The sequence below is a fragment of the Aequorivita sublithincola DSM 14238 genome, from assembly GCF_000265385.1.
In the GTDB taxonomy this organism is placed as follows: Bacteria; Bacteroidota; Bacteroidia; order Flavobacteriales; family Flavobacteriaceae; genus Aequorivita; species Aequorivita sublithincola.
The window spans coordinates 689,120-709,402 of record NC_018013.1 but is presented as its reverse complement, the minus strand read 5'-3'; the positions used below and the strand labels follow the sequence as shown (position 1 = coordinate 709,402).

The following is a 20,283-nucleotide window of genomic DNA, read 5'->3' as shown; positions in this document are numbered from 1 at the left end:
CGATAAATCGCGAGCCTACTGTCGTTTGGATATTTCATCGCGCACGCTTGCCGCTTTTTCGTAATTCTCGTTGGTTACGGCTTCGTCTAGCATTTTGTTCAACTCAGTTAAACTGAACTTGCTATAATCTTGGCTCGTAGGTTTGATTGATTCTTTGTCTTCTCCCAAAATTAAATTTTCTATAACTGCTTCTTCTTTTTTGGAAAGCGCTTTTTTGGAAGTGGAAGTTTTTAGATAAATACCAGCTTTATCTAAAATGTTTTTATAGGTGAAAATAGGAGCCTTAAACCGAAGCGCCAAAGCAATGGCATCGCTAGTTCTAGCATCTATTATTTCTTCAATTTTGTCGCGTTCGCAAATGATGCTGGAGTAGAAAACACCATCCACCAATTTGTGGATTATTACTTGTTTTACTATAATTTCGAAACGATCTGCGAAGTTCTTAAAAAGGTCGTGAGTCAATGGGCGAGGAGGTGTGATTTCTTTTTCTAACGCAATCGCAATGGATTGTGCTTCAAAAGCGCCAATCACTATTGGTAGTTTACGCTCGCCGTCAACTTCGCTTAAAATAAGGGCATACGCGCCGTTTTGGGTTTGGCTGTAGGATATTCCTTTTATGGTTAGTTTTACTAAGCTCATTTTCAGTTTTCAGTGGTCAGTATGCGGTAATCAGTGTTCAGTGAATCAATTGGTTATAAAAATAACAAAATAAAAACCAATAAAAAAAAGGCTGTTTAAATTTGGATGTTTCCATATTTAAACAGCCTTTTTCGAGGCACAAATTAATAAAAAATTATGCGTTCTGCGCTTTAAATTCTTTTAATTTTTCGGTGAGTTTTGGCACAATTTCAAAAGCATCACCCACGATACCGTAATCTGCGGCCTTAAAGAAAGGTGCTTCGGGATCGTTGTTAATTACCACTTTCACTTTTGAAGCATTGATTCCAGCTAAATGCTGAATAGCTCCAGAAATACCAATGGCAATGTAAAGGTTTGAAGCTACTGGTTTTCCAGTTTGCCCAACGTGTTCGCTGTGAGGCCTCCAGCCCATATCGCTCACTGGTTTTGAGCAGGCGGTTGCTGCGCCTAATGTTGAGGCTAGATCTTCAATCATTCCCCAGTTTTCAGGCCCTTTCATTCCGCGACCAGCAGAAACTACAATTTCGGCATCTGCGATTGTTACTTTGTCGGTTGCTTTATCTACGGAAACAATTTCCATATCAAAATCGTGTGCGTCAAGGTTTGGTGTGAAAGCTTCGGTTGTTGCGGAAGTTTCATTTTCCTTTAAACCATAACTATTTTTACCTAAACCGATTAATTTAATATCGCTTGTAATTTCGGTTGAAGCAAAAGCCTTATTGGTGAAAACGCTGTGTTTAACCTTAAAAGGTGAAGTGCTTTCTGGAAGACCAATTACGTTAGGAACAAAACCAGCTTCAATATTTACCGCCAAAGTTGGCGACAAAAATTTACTGTTAGCGCTGGATGTTAAAATAATCACTTTTGCACCTTCGCTTTTGGCAGCTTGTCCAATTACATCTGCATAAGCTTCACCGTTGAATTTATTTAATTTATCACTGGAAACTTCTAACACTTTTGAAGCGCCGTATTTTCCTAATTCTGAAGTGTCATTTGCATTGATGCTAACCGCGGTAACAGTAGTTCCCATCTGGTCTGCAATTCCTTTTGCGTAGGAAACAGCTTCTAAAGCTATTTTCTTAATTTTTCCTTCTTCTGATTCGGTATAAACTAGTATCATTTTGATATTATTTTGAAATTAATATTTAAGATTTGGAGTTTGAATTTACTTTTCAAAAATTCCAAATCTCAAGTTCCAAATAACAGATAAATTTCAATTTCTCAAATTCCAAAAACCAAAGTGGTTTTATTCAAAAATATTTTGCTCTTTGTTTTATTGGTTTTTGAGATTTATTTGGAATTTGGTTTTTGTTATTTGGTGCTTTTTAGATTTGGAGCTTCAATTAAATTACCTTCGCTTCGTTGTGGAGAAGATTTATCAATTCTTCAACGTTGTCAACCAATTTAACTGCTCCTTTCGGTGCTGGTTTTTCAAAGGAAACAGTATTTGTTTCTGCATTTGAAGTTACTGGTTCTTTAACGTTTAACGGTTTTGAACGGGCTTGCATAATGCCGCGCATGTTTGGAATGCGTAGATCGCTTTCTTCAACCAAACCTTTTTGACCGCCAATTACTAATGGAAGTGAGGTTTTTAAAGTTTCCTTTCCGCCGTCTATTTCACGGATTGCGGTTGCTTTATCGCCTTCAACTTCAAGACCGATGCAGGTATTTACGAAATTTGCGCCAATAAGTTTTGCAAGCATTCCGGGAACCATTCCACCGTTATAATCGATGGATTCTCTTCCGCCAATTACCAGATCGTAACCTCCTTCTTTCACTACGTTTGCAAGTTGTTTAGCAACTGAAAAACCATCGGTTGCCGGAGTGTTTATTCGTATTGCTTCATCGGCACCAATAGCCAAAGCTTTGCGTAAAGTTGGCTCCGTTTCTGGGCCGCCTACATTTATTACATGGACTGTTGCGCCTTGTTTTTCCTTAAACCACATAGCGCGAGTAAGGCCGAATTCGTCATTCGGATTGATTACAAATTGAACGCCATTGGTGTCAAATTTGGTATCGCCGTCGGTAAAATTGATTTTTGAAGTAGTGTCCGGTACGTGACTTATACAGACTAATATTTTCATTTTTGAGGTGTTTTTGGATTGTAAAAAATTGGCAAATCACGCTTCGAAATAAGGATGAAATTGCTCAAGTGCGAAGTTACGGATATATTTCTTTTTTTTGTTATGCGTGCATAATAAATTTTGGTTAAATCCTTAAAATAATACTTAAACAGATTGTATTTATAGTATTTTTGCTATCCTTTAAAATTTGCAATTATTTACATTTCAATTTAAACAGATGAAAACACTACAATTCAGAGAGGCTATACAAGAGGCGATGAGCGAAGAAATGCGCCGCGACGAAACTATATATTTAATGGGCGAGGAAGTTGCCGAATACAATGGAGCTTACAAAGCCAGTAAAGGAATGCTTGAAGAGTTTGGTGCAAAACGCGTTATTGACACTCCAATTGCCGAGATGGGTTTTTCAGGAATTGCCGTAGGTTCAGCAATGAATGGTAATAGACCCATTGTTGAGTATATGACCTTCAATTTCTCACTAGTTGCTATAGATCAAATTATAAACAACGCTGCCAAAATGCGTCAAATGAGCGGCGGACAGTTTAATATTCCTATCGTTTTTCGCGGGCCAACGGCTTCTGCTGGACAACTTGCGGCAACGCACAGCCAGTCTTTTGAAAGCTGGTATGCAAACTGCCCAGGTTTGAAAGTAGTGGTTCCAAGCAATCCAGCTGATGCAAAAGGTTTGCTGAAAAGTGCCATTCGCGATAACGATCCAGTAATATTTATGGAAAGTGAGCAGATGTATGGCGACAAAGGTGAAGTGCCGGAAGGAGAATATTTAATTCCGATTGGAGTTGCAGATATTAAGAGAAAAGGAACTGATGTAACCATCGTTTCCTTCGGAAAAATTATAAAAGAAGCCTATAATGCAGCAGAAACTCTTGCTGAAGAAGGCATAGAGTGCGAGATTATTGACCTTAGAACTGTAAGACCACTAGATTACGAAGCTATTTTTGAATCAGTAAAGAAAACAAACCGTTTAGTGATTCTTGAAGAAGCATGGCCTTTCGGAAATGTTTCTACTGAAATAACGTATCAAGTTCAAAATCAAATTTTCGATTATTTAGATGCTCCAATCGTAAAGATTAATACTGCTGACACTCCGGCTCCGTATTCTCCTAATTTATTAGCAGAATGGTTGCCAAATAGTGAAGATGTTATTAAGGCAGTTAAGAAAGTTCTTTATAGAAAATAGTTGGTAGTCGGTAGTCAATGCGTTAATTCTCTGAGTGCCTCTGCGTAATAACCTTTACAAATAGTAAATCATTAAAATTTCTTAGAATAGATGTCTTTTTTATGAAGCACCTTATACTTTTATCTCTAATAATTTTGAGTGCTTCGGTATTTTCCCAAACCAAAGTAAGTGGCGTTATTAAGGATGGCACAGGCTATCCAGTTTCCTTCGCCAATGTTATCTTTAAGGATTCTCAGGAAGGAACCATTTCGGATGAAAATGGTCGCTTTTATTTGGAAAGCGATAAAACCTACAAAACCGTTATCTTTTCATTTATAGGCTACACCACAAAAGATATTGAACTCACCACTCGAAGCACCTATAATATGGAAGTGGTAATGGAAGAAAGCGCCGATGCTTTAGCCGAAGTTGTCGTTTACAGCGGAAAAACTTCAAAAAAGAACAATCCAGCAATTGATATTCTTAGAAAAATTTGGGAAAACCGAAGGGAAAATGGCGTTAAAAAATTCAAACAATATCAGTACGATAAATACGAAAAACTTGAATTTGATCTAAACACGATTGATAGTGGTCTCATAAAAAGCAAAGTTTTCAAAGGAATGGAATTTGTTTTTGACCAAGTTGATACTTCAAATGTAACGGGAAAAACATACTTACCCATTTTCATAAATGAAGCTTCTTCAAAAGTATATGGCGACAATTTATTGAATGAAGAAAAGGAAGTTTTACAAGGAAATAAAAACTCTGGTTTCGATAATAATCAAACTCTCATAGCCTTCGTAAAAGATCTTTACAACGAATATGACGTTTATGACAATTATCTTAAATTCTTCGACAAAGCCTTTACGAGCCCACTCTCGCGCACAGGGATAGATGTTTATAACTATGTGCTTAGAGACAGTGCTTACATTGATAATAAATGGTGTTATAACATTGTGTATTATCCACGCCGAAAAAACGAACTGACTTTTAAAGGTAGTTTTTGGGTGAATGATACTACTTGGGCAATAAAGGAAATCAATCTGCAAGCTTCAAAAAGTGCAAACCTAAACTGGGTGCGCGATGTGTATATTGAACAAGAATTTGATGTTTTAAACGATTCCACTTTCCTAATAACACGTGATTATTTTTTGAGCGATTTCAGTTTTCGGAAAAAGGAAGCCGCTCAGGGTGTTTATGGCAAACGATCTACACTTTATAATAATTATGTTTTTGATATTCCTAAGGATAGAAAATTCTACAACAAACAAGTAGATCCATACAATTACGAAGTTTATAATCGACCAGACGATTTTTGGGATAAAAACCGGATGGAAAAGCTTAGCAATGATGAAAAGGGCGTTTATAAAATGCTTGACACGCTAAAAACCGTTGGGCGTTTTAAGGCGTTATACAATATTGGCGCAACGCTAGCAAGCGGTTATTACGAAGTGGAGAATTTTGATATTGGACCCGTATTTTCCATTTTTGGTTTTAATGAAGCGGAAGGCTTGCGAATCCGTTTGGGCGGAAGAACCTATTTCGGTCAGAACGATCCGTGGCGTATTGAAGGCTTTGGAGCCTATGGTTTTAAAGATGATCGATTTAAATATGGAATTTCAGGAAAGTGGCTTTTAGATAGAAAGTCGCGATTAACCGTTTTTGGTGGAAACCGGCGCGATGTGGAACAAACTGGTTCTAGTCTTACCAATAGTAACGACGTTCTAGGACGTAGTCTTGCTTCGTCCTCGCTTTTGTCCGTTGGAGCTAATGACAGGCTTTCGCGAATAAATCTATCTACTATTGGGTTTGATATTGAACCGTGGAAGAATTTTGTTTTACGCCTCACGGGTTCTTACCGAACACTTAAATCTGCAACCGAAACTTTCAGTATTGATTATAAAGTAATGGAAGATGGCGTTTTTACAGGCGAAGTGAAAAGCGAACTAAAACAAGCAGAAATACAGTTAGGCTTTTTGTACGCTCCAGGACGCAGAACATCTGGCTATGGGGTAGAACAAACGGTAATAAATAGTGGTGATTTTCCTTCTTTTTACGCTGGTTATAGTTATGGTTTAAAAGATGTATTGGGTGGCGATTTTGAATATAAAAAAATACAAGCACTCTATTCGCAACCTTGGAATATTGGCGGCATTGGTCGTTTATTTTCTACAGTTGAAGTTGGAACAACAATTGGTGCAGTTCCGCTCAGTTTGCTGAATCCAATTCCTGGAAACCAGACTTATTTCAGTCTTTATAATAGTTTTACACAACTTGATTATTATGAGTTTGTGAGTGATACTTATGCATCGCTTCATTTAGAACACAATTTTGGAGGACGTATTTTCTCGCGAATTCCTTTGTTGCGAAAATTAGATCTGCGTGAAGTTGTTGCCTTTAGGGCAATTTATGGCGAAATCTCACAAGAAAACAAGGACTTAAATGCTTCCAATATAGTGTATCAAGCTCCAGAAGACATCTACTGGGAATGGAGCGTGGGTGTTGGAAATATCTTTAGAGTCTTTAGATTGGACTTCAATTTTCGTGGGAATTATTTAGACAATCCCGATGCTCGCAAATTTGGAGTTACGGGGGTTTTTGGGTTTAGTTTCTAGTTTATTTTTTCGGAGGATACTTACTCAAAACCTTCTGAATCATTGAAAGATAATACCCTTCTTTCTGCTTTGGAGTTGACTTTTCTTTCATTTCGCCATCGGCAACTGCTTGCCAAACTAAGTTGTCTTTTTCAACATCAATAAAGTCCATTGAAAATTGTTGGTTTATTACTTTTCCACCAATAGGAATACCACCGCTTACACCAACACCTACATTTCCACCACCGCCACCAAGACCTATGCCAATGGTGTTTCGCGAATTTGAAATACTTTCACGAGCGTAAAAGTTGATATAAAACTGAGGAGTTTCGCTCTTCACAAAACCCCGCTGTTGCAATAAACTATCGGTAATTTGCATAATCCGACCATCGTCTAGTTGGTTTAAACCAGAGTCTATTGTTGGGAAATAATTATAGGAATTGTATTTTGAAAAATCTACTTGCTTGTCGTAATCTACTGCTACAGTTGCGCCGCAGGAGGCAAGAAATATGGAGAGTATTAAAATGGGGAGGAACTTCATTGCGTTTTTCTTTTCATTAAAAATACGGAAAAAAGCTGCCTTTAGTTTTGGCTTTGTTATTCTTTAACAATTTTCTTGGTTATACTTCCTATATCAGTAAACACTTCCACAAAATAGATTCCTGCGGAAAGGGCTTCGAGATTGATTTGTTTTTCTGAAGTTTCAAGGATCTGTTTGCCTAATGTTGAATAGATGATTGCTTTATCGAAGGAAATGGTTTTTGAAATTTTTATTTGAAGGGTTGATGAAACTGGGTTAGGGTATAAATGAACCATCCCATCCAAACTAAATTCTTCAACACCAAGATTTTCCACTACTGTTGTTGAAACTGTATTAGTGATGATGGGCGCATTAAAATCGAAAAATATACTAGCGCTATTAAACACTATATTTCCAACTTCCAGTGTGCTTTTAGGTTTTATTTTATATGCAATAAATCCATGAGAATTTGGTTCATCTATACTACTAGAGGGCAAGTAAATATTATCGAAAATAAAATCTATTTTATTTTGGTTTGTTATTTCTATTCTGTTTGCATGGCTTACATTTTCTATCTGTAAGGTTGACCAATCTAGATTTGCATCTAATATGTTTTTAACTTTAATGTTAATGGCTTCTGCAGTTCCAATATTTTTAAATCGAATTACGTAATGCAAATACTTGTCAATATCATCAAAATAAATCTCGCTTCCCTCTAATACTGTAATGTCATTTGGGTCGTATGATCCAACAACCTTTTGTTTAAAATAAAATACATTGTCTTCCGGTGAAATATCCCCCGAAATTGGGTTAACAGTAGTAGTAAAAAAAAGCTCATCACCTACATTAGTACTAGTTGGAACATTAAAAATCAAGTCAATGATTCTTGTTTCGAATAAGTCTAAATTTGAATAATTAAATGTTAGAGAGTTATTAGTTTGCGAGTCAACATTTTCACTTGCGCTTAAAAAGTTGATTTTTGAATCATCAAATTCCAGCATAACTTCACCGTTCAATAATGTTGTTCCAATATTTTGGTATATAATTCTATATCTCACTTCAAATCCTGGGCGCGCTTGTGTGATAGGCACAATACTTATATTTAAGTCATTTACTGACGTATTAAATCCCGCACAAAAATCTATCGTTTCTGTATTGCCAGTACCCACAAATGTGGTTGTTTGTGAATCTGGTATAGTATTGTAATAATTTGGTAAACCATTTGATGTTGTTATAAAATCTCCCTCGTTTACCTGCATAGAATAATTTCCACTAGGGTCTGTGAAAGTGGCAAAACTATCAACACCATTATCTGTTGTAATCATAATAGATGAAATTCCAGCATCGGCCCCACCGCATCCATTAGAATCTGCATCCAAAGTTAACTTTCCCTGTAAAGAGTTTCCTAAAACGCCCAAATTTTCACACCATTTTAATAAACTAAAATTGGAAGAAATTATATCATTATTACCATCGTTATTAACATCAACGATTTTGATCTTGTCATTATAAGGAAAGGTATAGGAAGCTATCGGCTGAGGGGAACTAAATGTTCCGATTCCATCTATATTTTCTGCCCAAACAAGTCCGGGACTATCATCAAAAACTACATCTATATCCCCATCGTTGTCAATATCTCCCACTTCAACTAGATTTCCATACGCTGAATAAATACTTTCATTAATAATGTTTTGTGAACCAAATTGACCAAGACCATTTTCGTTTTCATACCAGCACAACAAATCGTTTTCTTTTGACGCACAAAAAATGTCTAAGTCTCCATCATTGTCAACATCACCAGTAGTTATGAAGGCAGGTTCGTCGAGATTTGTTGTAGCTACTGGACCAACATATTCAAAATTTCCCAAACCATCTGTATTTCTACTCCAAAATATGCCCACATTGTTGCAATATAACAAATCTTTATCCCCATCTGAATCCAAATCTGCTGTATAAGTTAGGCTAACATTTGAAACCGGATTTACAATTGGTCTTTGCGAACTAAAAGAGCCCAAACCATCTGTGTTTTCAAACCAAAAAATATTGCTTTGCACGTTTAAAACAAGAATGTCCATATCGTTATCTCCATCAATATCTACCATATTAAAAGAGTTCATACCTTGTATTTGAGGAATCAGGGTCTGTTTTGGGTTAAAATTTCCCAAGCCATCAATATGTTCAAACCACACTATTTCACCGTCAAAAGTAACTACATCTTTATATCCATCTTGGTCCAAATCAACTATTGAAGTGTATTCCGATCCAAGTGTGCTGTTTGATATTACATGTTGATAACTAAAATCTCCCTGGCCATCTAGATTTGGATACCATGCAATTTCATTATCACCTGTTGATGTTGTAAGCAAATCCAAATCTCCATCATTATCTAAATCTTCGTAATATATTCCAGAAATAAGATAAGCATTTTTTGCAATGGAAATAGGTAGTCCAAATGTGCCAACGCCATCTTGGTTTTTATACCAAGCTAATTTTCCATCATCATAGGAGCCTGAAACTATATCTAAAGTGCCATCATTATTTATATCGCCTGATACAATTGAACGTACATCCATCGCATATCTCGTTATAATATTTTGTGATCCGAATTGACCCAACCCATCTACATTTTCATACCAAGCCACCTTATTGTCGTATCTAGAGCTTGCGATAATATCTAAATCTCCATCGTTATCAATATCATCGGCAATTATTTCCGTCACAAACAATGAAAGGTCAGTTACTAATTGTTCCGTACCCAATGTACCTAATCCATCGGTATTTTCTCGCCACGCTACAGTCGAGGCATATGAATAGAAAACATCTTGATCGCCATCAGAATCTATGTCAACGGTATAAACTATCTCAAATCCTGAATTTGTATAAGAGGCGATTTCTTGTTTGGGTCCGAAAATTCCAGCACCATCTAAATTTTTTAACCAAAAAACCTTTCCATAGTTGGCGTTTTTAGTAAAAAAAACATCCATGTCCCCATCGCCGTCCATATCAGAGGAGTATAGGCCACTTGCGAAAGTTTCAGTTGCAATAACTTTTTGAGCACCAAAATTTCCTAATCCATCCAGATTTTCATACCACGCAATTTTTCCATCATTGCTGGAAGCTGACAATATATCTAAATCACCATCCCCATCAATATCTGTAGTTCGAATGGTTTGAACCCGTACCGCTATTTGAGTAATTATTATGGCAGTTCCAAAATTACCATTTCCATCAAGATTTTTATACCATGCAACCGTGTTGTCATTACTTGACGCTAAAATCACATCAAGATCACCATCGCCATCCAAATCTGCAATTTCAACATCTTTTTCCAAAATAGCAGTAGCAGTTATTGTATGACGATTACCAAAAATTCCTTGTCCGTCAAGATTTTCATACCAATATAAGCCATGTCCCCCACTCGATTGTGCATAAACTACATCTAAGTCGCCATCGCCATCCAAATCAGCAGTAGCAACAGAATTTATTGAAATTGAGTTTTTATTATCACTAACGACATCGTGAATTTGAAACCCAATTTGACTAAATAAATTCGTAGAAATAACCAATAACAAAACGAAGAGTAATCCTTTTTTCATAATCGTGCATTTGAAGTGGCAAGAAAAAGGAAAAAAACGACCTATAAAAATTTATTTAAGAAATTTTTAAGAAAAGTAACAATATCGACAGACAACTTACCACAGACAACTAATTAAGCATCGTCCAAAGCTTATCCTTCAACTCCGTCAATCCTTGATGAGCAACAGACGAAATAAACATATACGGAATGCCTTTAAATTCCTTGTCTAGAACCTTTTTCATTTCTGCTTTCAGTTCGTCGTCTAGCATGTCGCTTTTGCTTATGGCTACCAAACGTTCTTTGTCTAAAAGTTGTGGGTTGTAACGGCGTAATTCATCTACCAAAATTTCGTACTGTTCCTTAATGTCCGGCGCATCGGCTGGAACTAAAAATAACAAGGTAGAATTTCGTTCAATATGACGAAGAAAACGATGACCAATACCTTTTCCTTCAGCAGCACCTTCAATAATTCCAGGAATATCTGCAACTACAAAAGTTTTGTAATCACGGTATTCCACAATGCCTAAGTTGGGTTTTAGGGTTGTAAATTCATAATTGGCAATCTTCGGCTTGGCCGCCGTAATAACAGAAAGTAAGGTGGATTTTCCAGCATTTGGAAAACCTACAAGACCTACATCTGCAAGTATTTTAAGTTCCAGAACGACATCTAATTCCAGACCTTCTTCCCCCGGCTGCGAATAGCGTGGGGTTTGATTGGTGGCTGTTTTAAAGTGTGCGTTTCCAAGTCCGCCGCGACCACCTTTTGCAACTATTTTTTCTTCACCGTCTTCGGTGATTTCAAATAATATTTCTTCCGTTTCCTTATCACGAACAACTGTTCCTAGTGGAACTTCAATATAAACATCGGCGCCATCGGCTCCGGTGCTAGTTTGTTTGCTTCCGCTAGAACCGTGCTCGGCTTTAAAGTGTCTTTTAAATTTAAGATGGTAAAGCGTCCAAAGGTTTTTGTTCCCTTTCACGATTACGTGACCTCCACGACCACCATCACCGCCATCAGGCCCACCTTTAGGAATATATTTTTCCCGCCTCATGTGCTTGCTGCCTTGACCTCCTTTTCCAGAGGTTATATGGACTTTTACGTAGTCTACAAAATTGCCTTCAGTCACCTATCTATTGTTTATTGTTTATTGTTTATTTTTTATTGTTTGGGAACTCCAAACCACAAATTCTAAACTATAAACTATCTATTACTTTGCTTAATCTTTCTGTAATATCTTCAATGCTTCCTACGCCATCAACGCCGTGAAACTTGTTGAGTTTTTGGTAATACTCTTTTAGAATGGCGGTTTCATTATAATAAACCTTGATTCGGTTTCTTATAATTTTTTCATCAGCATCGTCTGTTCTACCGCTGGTTTTTCCTCTTTCTAAAAGGCGCTCTACCAGTATTTCGTCATCTACTTCCAGAGCAACCATAGCGTCTATTTGGGTGTCTTTATCATCCATCAAATGCCCCAAAGCTTCTGCTTGTGCTTGTGTTCTTGGGAAACCGTCAAAAATAAAACCATTGGCATCACAGTTTTTATCAACCTCGTTGCTTAACATATCGATGGTTATTTCGTCTGGCACCAACTTTCCTTTTGCCATAAAGGATTTAGCAAGATTGCCAAGATCGGTTTCATTTTTAATGTTATATCGAAAAACATCGCCCGTAGAGATGTGTACCAAGTTGTATTTTTCTTTCAAAAAAGTAGCTTGTGTACCTTTTCCAGAACCAGGAGGGCCAAACAAAATTATATTAGTCATAGTGGTGGTTTAATAAGTAAAAAAACGAAGTTGCAAATTTACGAAATTATAATTGGGGATTGGTGAATTTGGGATGCGTTAATTAGGGATTCGTTAACTGGGGATTCGTTAATTCGGGATTTGAAAATTTACCTTTGGTTTAAGAAATGAATGGCTTCCAAAGGTTCTTCTACCTCTATCAATAACATTTTATAATATTCGTTCCGAAGTTCCACGGCAATGCTATTTTCGTGGTTTACGACATCACAAAAAATAATTCCATCTGGTAAAATATAAGTTCCAGCACTAATAAGCCCAGGAAAACCCGTGCCCATCAAGCGAAGACCAGGAATAAAACCAAGTGGTTGCTCATTTGGGTAGGCGTTTACAATGTGGGACATAGGAATGATTAGCCTATTTGTAAAGGTTAAAAGTTTATGCCAACCTACGATTTCAAATATGAAATTTGTGTCTTCTCTTTCTAATCTAACCATAAACAGAAATAATAATTATTTATTTAAACATCCTGCTTTCTGTACTTATTCTTTACGGTTTGGCGTGTCAGTAATTTTTAAAGTACCGTAACCATCAAATTTTCCTCAACTTTCTCAACTTTCGCAACTTTTGAAGCCGTCAAACCTTTCATAGCTTTATCCCACTTCTTATTACTCAAACCACTTTGTGCTTTTAGTTCTTCCAAAGCAACTGGTGAATTGGCTTTTAGAATTGTGTAAACTGCTTTTTCGTCTTCGGTCATTTCAACCTTTTTCTTTTCAGGGCGCATTTGTGGGAAGAAAAGTACTTCTTGGATAGAAGGATTATTGGTCAAAAACATAATCAAACGGTCCATCCCGATGCCCATTCCGCTTGTTGGCGGCATTCCATATTCTAAAGCGCGTAGAAAATCGTAATCTATAAATGCTGTTGCTTCGTCATCGCCTCTGTCCGCTAGTTTTAGTTGCGCTTCAAAACGTTCGCGTTGGTCTATTGGGTCGTTTAATTCGCTATATGCGTTTGCTATTTCCTTTCCACAAACCATTAGTTCAAAACGCTCCGTAAGTTCTGGATTTTCGCGGTGTTCTTTACAAAGCGGACTCATTTCCTTTGGGTAATCTGTAATGAAGGTTGGTTGAATGTAGTTGCCTTCGCACTTTTCGCCGAAAATTTCATCAATCAGTTTTCCTTTACCCATTGTTTCATCTACAGATATTTTCATATCCTGAGCAGCTTTGCGGATTTCGTCTTCGGTTTTTCCCGTAATGTCAAAACCTGTAAAATGTTCGATAGATTCCGCCATAGTTACTCTTGGATAAGGCGCTTTAAAATCTATTTCGTGTTTTCCGAAGGTTGTTTTTGAGGTTCCGTTTACTTCGATGGCACAGTATTCCAGCAATTGTTCGCAGAAATCCATCATCCAATTGTAATCTTTGTAGGAAACATAAATTTCCATCGCGGTAAATTCTGGATTGTGGGTGCGATCCATGCCTTCATTTCTAAAGTTTTTGGAGAATTCATAAACACCGTCAAAACCACCGACAATCAATCTTTTCAAGTATAATTCATTTGCAATTCGCATATACAGCGGAATGTCTAAGGAATTATGGTGTGTTATAAAAGGTCGCGCCGCAGCACCGCCAGGAATTGGTTGCAATACTGGAGTTTCTACTTCAAAATAACCGCGGTCATTAAAGAAAGTACGCATAGCGTTGAAAAGTTTGGATCGCTTTACGAAAATTTCCTTTACGTGCGGATTTACCACCAAATCTGCATAGCGCTGACGATAGCGTTGTTCTGGGTCCGTAAAAGCATCGTGAATTTTTCCATCAGCATCAACTCTTGGTTGTGGTAAGGGTTTTAATGCTTTGCTTAGCAAGGTAAAATTCTTAACCATGATGGTTTTTTCACCAACTTGGGTATTGAAAAGTTCGCCTTCAATTCCTATGAAATCGCCTATGTCGAGGAGTTTTTTATAAACATCGTTATAATGGCTTTTGTCTTCGCCAGTACAGATTTCATCACGGTTAAAATATACTTGTATACGTCCATCGGCATCTTGAAGCTCCGCAAATGAAGCTGAACCTTGAATTCTACGAGACATTAACCTTCCTGCAACGACTACCTTTTTTCCTTCCTCAAAATTGTCCTTCAACTTTTTTGAGGTGTCAGTTACAGGATATAAATCTGCGGGATAAGGGTTTATTCCACGGTCTCGTAGTTGTTGAAGTTTTTCTCTTCGGATGATTTCCAGTTCAGAAAGTTGCATAAATTTTGTATAAAAATAAGTTTGCAAAGATAGGGAAATGAATTTCGAAAAAAAGAAGCAAGAAAAAAGAATAAAGAGAAAAGATGCTGAGTGCTAGAAGCTGGATAGCGAAAGTTCAAATCCTTGACCCTCCGATTGAATTTAACTGGAATACAGGTTTTTCACATCTTCACGAGAACTTACGTTTAACTTTTTGTAGAGATTATTGATGTGTGATTTTACTGTGCTCACGCTTACGAACATATCTGAAGCAATTTCTTTATTACTTTTATTCTCTAAAATGAGTTCTAAAACCTTCTTTTCCTGTTTGGAAAGGGATTGTGTGGTGGGAGTAAAAGACCCTTTTATTTTTTTTAGCTTCCCGTAAAAAATGAAGTTTCCTATAATTGACAAAACTGCAATCGCTGCCAAAACATACATCCACCAAGAAGAGCTGTCTGGTTTGATGGTGGCTACTAAATATTTATCGGACGCCAATTCTTCTCTATATTGCTCGGTGTAATTGCTTTTTGGATATTTTTCTATTAGCCTATTTAACAAATTGTCGTAATACGGGTTTGTTTTTAAATCTTCCAGATAATAGGCGTGGAGCGGCTGCGTTCTGTCTGAAAAAAAGGCGTAGCTATAAAGTTCAGCCAAGGGTTCATGCATTTGTTCGCCATATTGTTGCAAAATACTGAACCACTTTTTCGAATTGATTCTTCGATTTGCCTCACTTCGGTAGGTACCGAAAGCAAAACTCATATCATGTTTTAAGGAATCTATCTTCAAAAAAGCGTTGGCTTTTTCGTTTTTAGAAACTACGCGACAGAACATTTCTTCATCAAAAGAAAAAGGTAACGTTAGTGTGTCATGGTTGTTCGCAATAAAAATAACTTCTTTACTATTAGGACAATGGCCTAGGAAATGTGTGATGTTTTGATCGTTTTCGCTACAAGTATCTACATGAATTCTATAAATTTTATTTTCCGAAGGCAAATTATCGCCCGAAAAAGAAAAATATCCTGTGGAATCAGGAAGTGTTTTGTTTAGAATTTGCTCTGGAAATACGCCAGAAACTTTACGGTAATCATCCACCGCTGAAAGATATATAGCGCCGTCACTGGATGCAGCATCTACATAACCAGAAAATTTATATTGTGCTTTGCTGGCCGTTGCGACAATAAGGAAAAGGACCAGTGGAATGATTTTTTTGAAATTCATTTTTGAAATAAACCACTAAAGTACTAAACTCTCAGAAATCAAATTCATGTAACAAAAGAAAAAATAGCTCGACCCATAGCTTGAATATTAATTGTAAATTTGTTTTTTATGAGTATCTGGAGAGTTCTATTGGCTATTCTTTTTCCGCCGCTTGCCGTAATTGGTAAGGGTTGTGGTTCTGTACTAATTGTTTTAATACTCACTATTTGTGGATGGATTCCTGGCGTGATTGCTGCGCTTATTATTTTGAACAACCCTAAAAGATAAAATCAATTATGAAAAAATTATTCTTTCTATTGGCCTTGGTTTTTATAACCGCAAGTTGCCAATTCACCGAAACAATGGTTATGAACGAGGACGGAAGTGGAACGATGTCCGTAGAAGTAAACCTTAACGAAATGATGGCTTTTGGCGGGGCAGCAATGATGGATTCTGGCGTGGTTAAAGTAGATACCATAATTTATATAAAACAATATTTGGAAGAAAAGAAAGACAGTATTTCTAAGCTTTCCAAGAGCGAACAAGAAAAATTAAAGAAGCTAGAAAACTTCAATATTCATATGAAAATGAATTCTGAAACCTCTGAGATGACCTACGATATTTCAACCAAATTCAAAAACATTAGTGAAGCTAACGATATGCTTAGCGCGCTTGAACGTGCAGAAAATTTAATGCCCAACAAAGATGGCAACACTGAAATTAAGAAGGAAGAAGACAGTCCAGAAGTGATTGGCGTAAATTATTCATTCAAAAACGGTATCTTTAAACGAGATGCTTTTATAAAGGACGAAAAGGAGCACCAAAAGCAAGTAGACAGCATGAAAAGTGCCGAGGCTTTTATGGGTAGTTCTAATTATATGTTGAATTATACTTTTCCGAAGAAAATAAAGAAAACTTCAAATCCGGAAGCTACTTTTTCAGAAGACAAAAAAACTTTGAGCGTTCAGGCTCCATTCACTGAATACTTTAAAAATCCAGACCTGCTTGATTTAGAGGTGGAGTTGGAGAAATAGAGAATTGATAGTCGGGATTCGGGAGTTGTGTTCCGAAATGGAAAAAATCGAATCCGAAATTAATGACTTCTGAATCAACAAATCCCGAATTAACAAATTAACCCTAAACATAAAATTATGAAAGCATTCTATTTTTTAATCCCCCTATTTATGGTAAATGCCTGCCAAACGCAGACGGGTACTGTAATTTCTTCAGAAAACACGACTATAAAACAAATGGATACTAAACCCACAGCTTGCCCTGAAGAAGGTGCATGTAGCGTGGTAGTTCACAAAAACAAGACCTTGAAAATTCAGAAGGATGACACCGGAGCATTATATCCGCAACTGTTGGATGGCGCCAATACTGTTGTGGAATATACTTATTTAAAAGAAGGTCCAGCAGGAACGGCAGACGGTAATTATTCTGAAACCATTCAGTTTGAAATACCGGCAAACACAGAAAGTTTAAATAAAGAAAACGCTTCCTTAAGCGACGTAAAACTACTTTATGGAAAACAATGTTTCTGTAGAGGTGAAGCAGGTTATTACCCAATAACCGATGGAAAACTTCTAGTTGAAAAAAGCGGACAAGGCGTTATTTTTGATCTAAAATTTAAGGTTAACGAAACTTCGCAAGTGGTTACGCATATTGCAGAAGCGGTTAAGCTTTAGAAAAGGAATAAAGAAAAAAGAATAAACAAAAAAGACGAATATCCTTATGAGAAAAAGGCATAATTAAAAAAATTTAAACATTTAGAAGTTAGGCTTACAGATAACTTTTGATATTATAGAAAAATTTCCAAAGCATGAAATATTTAGACTTACGTCGCAAATGAGTCGTTGTTCTGTTTCTTTGCCAAGTAATATTTCAGAAGGTTCTGCCAGGACTAATAAGGCTTTCAGCAATTATTTGGATATTTCTTTGGGCTCTTCTTTTGAATTGGGCATACAACTCTTAGTTGCGCGTCATAAAGAATATATTAATGCCGAAACATTGGAAACAAAAATTTCAGAGTGGCAAAAAATGACGATGGGTTTTCAAAATGGGTTGAGAGATTAAAAGCACCTTTCAGAGGTTTAAATAAAAAAAGAGAAAAGAACAGGAACCATCCTGTCTTTTCTCTTTTTTCTTTATTCTATTTTCTCGATTAATTCTTAATAACCTTCTTAGTAGTTACTTTGTTTCCATTTCTCACAACTAGGAAATACATTCCAGTTTCAACATAGTTGTAATCCAATTGTTTCGTGAATGTGTTTGAAGCTGAAACATCATCAAAAGTAGATTGGCTGATGGCTCTTCCTCTCAAATCATACAGAGAAACTTCAACATTGTCATTATTAGCTGGTGTGAAAGTTAGGTTGAAAGTTCCGTTTGATGGGTTTGGATAAACCGCAAAGTTTTCAAAAGTAAACTCTTCAACTCCTACAACTCCTGTTACAGTAATAACGCCATCATTAAGGTCATAAAATATATTATTTGATGATTTAACCATTAATCTACCAGTGGTAGTGTTAAGGTTTGGTACGTTAATTACAGCACTTCCGTTGTTTGGTACAGTTGCAATTGTTAGCGGGTATGTTTGTCCACCATCTGTAGAGAACATAATATCCACATTCGTGCTGCTAATTGGAGCTATATCAGTTCCAGCAACATCCCAAGTAACGGTTTCAGTAGTTGTTGTGTTCCAAGTTGTAGCTGTATTTTGAGAAGATACAACAAATGGTCCTGCTACTCCATCAACAGTTACATTCATATTATCACTTGCCGTTGAGCCACCCGCAGCAGCATTATCTCGAACGGTATATCTAAATTTCATGCTTCTTCCTACCTTTGGAACAACTTCCCAAGTAGTTTGAGTATTTCCAGCTAATACAGTGGTTAAAGCAGGCATATAACGCTCTGGATCTGGTAATGGATCAATAGATCTAAAAGTAGGTCCCACTGTTGAAGTATTTACCGGTGGTTGGGTAGATGGTTGACTATCCATTTGTTCCCAGCAGTGTGAAAGTGCATTACCACTATCAGGATCAGTAGCTATTCCTTTTAAGATAAATGGAGTTCCTTTTGGAATTCTGTAGTCAGGTCCAGCATCAGCCGTTGGAGGCAAGTTGTTGGTAGGAGTTTGAGCACCACATTGACCTTGGCCGTTTTTAATATTTGTCCATATTTCCTGAATGCTTATTGCTTGAAAGTAGTCATCACTATGTGGTTGAACGTTAGGAGGACAAACTCCTGCATACCCCATAATAGTTGTACCACTACCTGTTTCAAATGCAGTAGATCCGTTTCTGTTACCACCGCAAGCGTTGTTGAATGTGTGGTTAGCTCCATATTGGTGACCCATTTCGTGAGCAACAAAATCCACATCAAAATTATCTCCAATTGGAGTAGGTAGTCCAGTTACACCTTGAGCTTTGTTACCATTAACGCAAGGAGAACGAAGTCGTGCAATACCACCACCACCTGTACTAAATACGTGGCCTATGTCATAATTTGCAACTCCAATAACACCGTCTACGGTAACTTGGTTTTGCCCAAGCATTACTTGCCCGTTATTATTTGTATAAGGATCTGTCGCAGAATTTAGGAAAATAATATCTTCATTATTTGCTATTATAACCATAGTAACGGCAACCTCTCTTTCATAAATTCCATTTACGCGAGTCATAGAAACATTCATTGCAGAAAGTACTGCAGCCTTTTTTACTGCATCACTTGCAGAAGGTGGAACACCTTGTAATGTTAAGTGACGTTGTGCATATTCTCCAGTACAAGCCAAGGCAAGTCTAAAAGTTCTTAGCGTTCCATCATTCGCATTTCTAGTTTCTAACGGCTGGTCAATAATTTCATGATCTTCGGTATGACATACAAAATTCTCGCTATAAGCAGGAACTGTATTAATGTTGTATGAAATATAATAATTCTTGTCCTTAGTAAAAGGATCAACATATATAGTTGAAAACTTTGGAGAAGAAATCATCACATTTACACCGATTGGAGATACGCTAAATCTTGCAACAGAAGTAGGATCTTCAATTCCTTGCGCTACATAAGATCTAATATCTGTATGCTTTGCTTGTAAAGCCTGTTCCATAATGGAAGCCTCATAAACTCGGAAATTTTGCAACACCCCATTATTGGTAGGCAACGATATAATTGTATTGCTTGACCCAGAATTTCTTGCCGGAGCTTGAGACAATATTTTTTTAAAAGCAGAAGTGTTTAGCTCAAATAGGTTGTATTCCTGTGGCATTGCATTTCTTTCGGCTTTTTGTCGATTTTGCGTTTCATTGGCCGAAGCCTTCGTCCATAACGCATTGTTCTGGGCGGTTATACCAAGGCCGAAAAGCATCAGGGATAATACCAGCATGTGTTTAAAGGTACTTTTTTTCATTGTAGTAGTGATTTTTATGAATGTTTAGAGCCGTAAATATAATAGTCTTTGCGGAATTTATAGAATTTTTAAGAAACTAACTTTTCGGTT

Annotated in this window: 16 protein-coding genes and 1 pseudogene; 6 read left to right on the top strand and 11 right to left on the bottom strand. The window is 36.9% G+C overall.

The genetic code is table 11. From position 1 onward, the window contains the following. Window positions 1–15 precede the first annotated feature (15 nt). The 3 genes from AEQSU_RS03460 to AEQSU_RS03450 all read right to left on the bottom strand — a co-directional run bounded on the left by AEQSU_RS03460 (window position 16) and on the right by AEQSU_RS03450 (window position 2,723). Window positions 16–639 (bottom strand): bifunctional nuclease family protein, encoded by a 624-nt coding sequence (locus AEQSU_RS03460; protein ID WP_014781475.1) that lies wholly within the window; start codon window positions 637–639, stop codon window positions 16–18. 154 nt (window positions 640–793) lie between these two features. Further along, window positions 794–1,759, bottom strand: coding sequence for an electron transfer flavoprotein subunit alpha/FixB family protein (locus AEQSU_RS03455; protein WP_014781474.1), 966 nt, complete (start codon window positions 1,757–1,759; stop codon window positions 794–796). Between the two features lie 223 nt (window positions 1,760–1,982). Then, window positions 1,983–2,723, bottom strand: a complete 741-nt coding sequence (locus AEQSU_RS03450; protein WP_014781473.1) for an electron transfer flavoprotein subunit beta/FixA family protein — start codon at window positions 2,721–2,723, stop codon at window positions 1,983–1,985. 217 nt (window positions 2,724–2,940) lie between these two features. Between AEQSU_RS03450 and AEQSU_RS03445 the strand changes: the two genes are divergently transcribed. After that, the gene (locus AEQSU_RS03445) at window positions 2,941–3,921 is read left to right on the top strand and encodes a pyruvate dehydrogenase complex E1 component subunit beta (protein ID WP_014781472.1); all 981 of its coding nucleotides are present in this window, start codon (window positions 2,941–2,943) and stop codon (window positions 3,919–3,921) included. A gap of 101 nt (window positions 3,922–4,022) precedes the next feature. Further along, window positions 4,023–6,515: a DUF5686 and carboxypeptidase-like regulatory domain-containing protein gene (locus AEQSU_RS03440; RefSeq protein WP_014781471.1), complete on the top strand. Its 2,493-nt coding sequence runs from the start codon at window positions 4,023–4,025 to the stop codon at window positions 6,513–6,515. 1 nt (window position 6,516) lies between these two features. Here the strand turns inward: AEQSU_RS03440 and AEQSU_RS03435 are convergent, their stop codons facing one another. From AEQSU_RS03435 to AEQSU_RS16995, 7 genes and pseudogenes are all read right to left on the bottom strand, one after another. Next, window positions 6,517–7,035 (bottom strand): DUF4136 domain-containing protein, encoded by a 519-nt coding sequence (locus AEQSU_RS03435; protein WP_014781470.1) that lies wholly within the window; start codon window positions 7,033–7,035, stop codon window positions 6,517–6,519. Window positions 7,036–7,091: 56 nt separating this feature from the next. Continuing rightward, complete coding sequence (locus AEQSU_RS03430) at window positions 7,092–10,610, bottom strand: T9SS type A sorting domain-containing protein (protein ID WP_014781469.1); 3,519 nt, start codon at window positions 10,608–10,610, stop codon at window positions 7,092–7,094. A gap of 109 nt (window positions 10,611–10,719) precedes the next feature. Continuing rightward, the gene (gene obgE / locus AEQSU_RS03425; protein ID WP_014781468.1) at window positions 10,720–11,718 is read right to left on the bottom strand and encodes a GTPase ObgE; all 999 of its coding nucleotides are present in this window, start codon (window positions 11,716–11,718) and stop codon (window positions 10,720–10,722) included. Window positions 11,719–11,785: 67 nt separating this feature from the next. Further along, a pseudogene (locus AEQSU_RS03420) lies at window positions 11,786–12,367 on the bottom strand (adenylate kinase); the annotation flags it as partial. A gap of 119 nt (window positions 12,368–12,486) precedes the next feature. After that, entirely contained in the window at window positions 12,487–12,831 is a 345-nt protein-coding gene (locus AEQSU_RS03415) for a PH domain-containing protein (protein WP_014781466.1), read from the bottom strand. Window positions 12,832–12,908: 77 nt separating this feature from the next. Next, on the bottom strand, window positions 12,909–14,600 hold the full coding sequence (gene lysS, locus AEQSU_RS03410; RefSeq protein WP_014781465.1) for a lysine--tRNA ligase: 1,692 nt from the start codon (window positions 14,598–14,600) through the stop codon (window positions 12,909–12,911). A gap of 141 nt (window positions 14,601–14,741) precedes the next feature. Beyond that, a complete protein-coding gene (locus AEQSU_RS16995) occupies window positions 14,742–15,803 on the bottom strand; it encodes a helix-turn-helix domain-containing protein (protein ID WP_014781464.1) in 1,062 nt (353 codons plus the stop codon). 108 nt (window positions 15,804–15,911) lie between these two features. On the opposite strand from AEQSU_RS16995, the gene AEQSU_RS16345 reads away from it, so the two are divergent. The 4 genes from AEQSU_RS16345 to AEQSU_RS03385 all read left to right on the top strand — a co-directional run bounded on the left by AEQSU_RS16345 (window position 15,912) and on the right by AEQSU_RS03385 (window position 17,858). Further along, complete coding sequence (locus AEQSU_RS16345; RefSeq protein ID WP_014781463.1) at window positions 15,912–16,070, top strand: YqaE/Pmp3 family membrane protein; 159 nt, start codon at window positions 15,912–15,914, stop codon at window positions 16,068–16,070. A gap of 8 nt (window positions 16,071–16,078) precedes the next feature. Continuing rightward, window positions 16,079–16,816, top strand: a complete 738-nt coding sequence (locus AEQSU_RS03395; RefSeq protein ID WP_014781462.1) for a hypothetical protein — start codon at window positions 16,079–16,081, stop codon at window positions 16,814–16,816. Between the two features lie 117 nt (window positions 16,817–16,933). Next, window positions 16,934–17,470, top strand: a complete 537-nt coding sequence (locus tag AEQSU_RS03390) for a hypothetical protein (protein WP_014781461.1) — start codon at window positions 16,934–16,936, stop codon at window positions 17,468–17,470. Between the two features lie 100 nt (window positions 17,471–17,570). Then, a complete protein-coding gene (locus AEQSU_RS03385; protein WP_014781460.1) occupies window positions 17,571–17,858 on the top strand; it encodes a four helix bundle protein in 288 nt (95 codons plus the stop codon). 88 nt (window positions 17,859–17,946) lie between these two features. Here AEQSU_RS03385 and AEQSU_RS03380 read toward each other — a convergent pair whose 3' ends face one another. Next, on the bottom strand, window positions 17,947–20,193 hold the full coding sequence (locus tag AEQSU_RS03380; RefSeq protein ID WP_014781459.1) for a zinc-dependent metalloprotease: 2,247 nt from the start codon (window positions 20,191–20,193) through the stop codon (window positions 17,947–17,949). Window positions 20,194–20,283: the final 90 nt, after the last annotated feature.

Coding starts and splice junctions, on each gene's coding strand:
- AEQSU_RS03445 (WP_014781472.1), top strand. CDS start 2,941: ATGAAAACACTACAATTCAGAGAGGCTATACAAGAGGCGATGAGCGAA.
- AEQSU_RS03415 (WP_014781466.1), bottom strand. CDS start 12,831: ATGGTTAGATTAGAAAGAGAAGACACAAATTTCATATTTGAAATCGTA.
- AEQSU_RS03440 (WP_014781471.1), top strand. CDS start 4,023: ATGAAGCACCTTATACTTTTATCTCTAATAATTTTGAGTGCTTCGGTA.
- AEQSU_RS16345 (WP_014781463.1), top strand. CDS start 15,912: ATGAGTATCTGGAGAGTTCTATTGGCTATTCTTTTTCCGCCGCTTGCC.
- lysS (WP_014781465.1), bottom strand. CDS start 14,600: ATGCAACTTTCTGAACTGGAAATCATCCGAAGAGAAAAACTTCAACAA.
- AEQSU_RS03460 (WP_014781475.1), bottom strand. CDS start 639: ATGAGCTTAGTAAAACTAACCATAAAAGGAATATCCTACAGCCAAACC.
- AEQSU_RS03455 (WP_014781474.1), bottom strand. CDS start 1,759: ATGATACTAGTTTATACCGAATCAGAAGAAGGAAAAATTAAGAAAATA.
- AEQSU_RS03430 (WP_014781469.1), bottom strand. CDS start 10,610: ATGAAAAAAGGATTACTCTTCGTTTTGTTATTGGTTATTTCTACGAAT.
- AEQSU_RS03435 (WP_014781470.1), bottom strand. CDS start 7,035: ATGAAGTTCCTCCCCATTTTAATACTCTCCATATTTCTTGCCTCCTGC.
- AEQSU_RS03380 (WP_014781459.1), bottom strand. CDS start 20,193: ATGAAAAAAAGTACCTTTAAACACATGCTGGTATTATCCCTGATGCTT.
- AEQSU_RS16995 (WP_014781464.1), bottom strand. CDS start 15,803: ATGAATTTCAAAAAAATCATTCCACTGGTCCTTTTCCTTATTGTCGCA.
- AEQSU_RS03395 (WP_014781462.1), top strand. CDS start 16,079: ATGAAAAAATTATTCTTTCTATTGGCCTTGGTTTTTATAACCGCAAGT.
- AEQSU_RS03390 (WP_014781461.1), top strand. CDS start 16,934: ATGAAAGCATTCTATTTTTTAATCCCCCTATTTATGGTAAATGCCTGC.
- AEQSU_RS03450 (WP_014781473.1), bottom strand. CDS start 2,723: ATGAAAATATTAGTCTGTATAAGTCACGTACCGGACACTACTTCAAAA.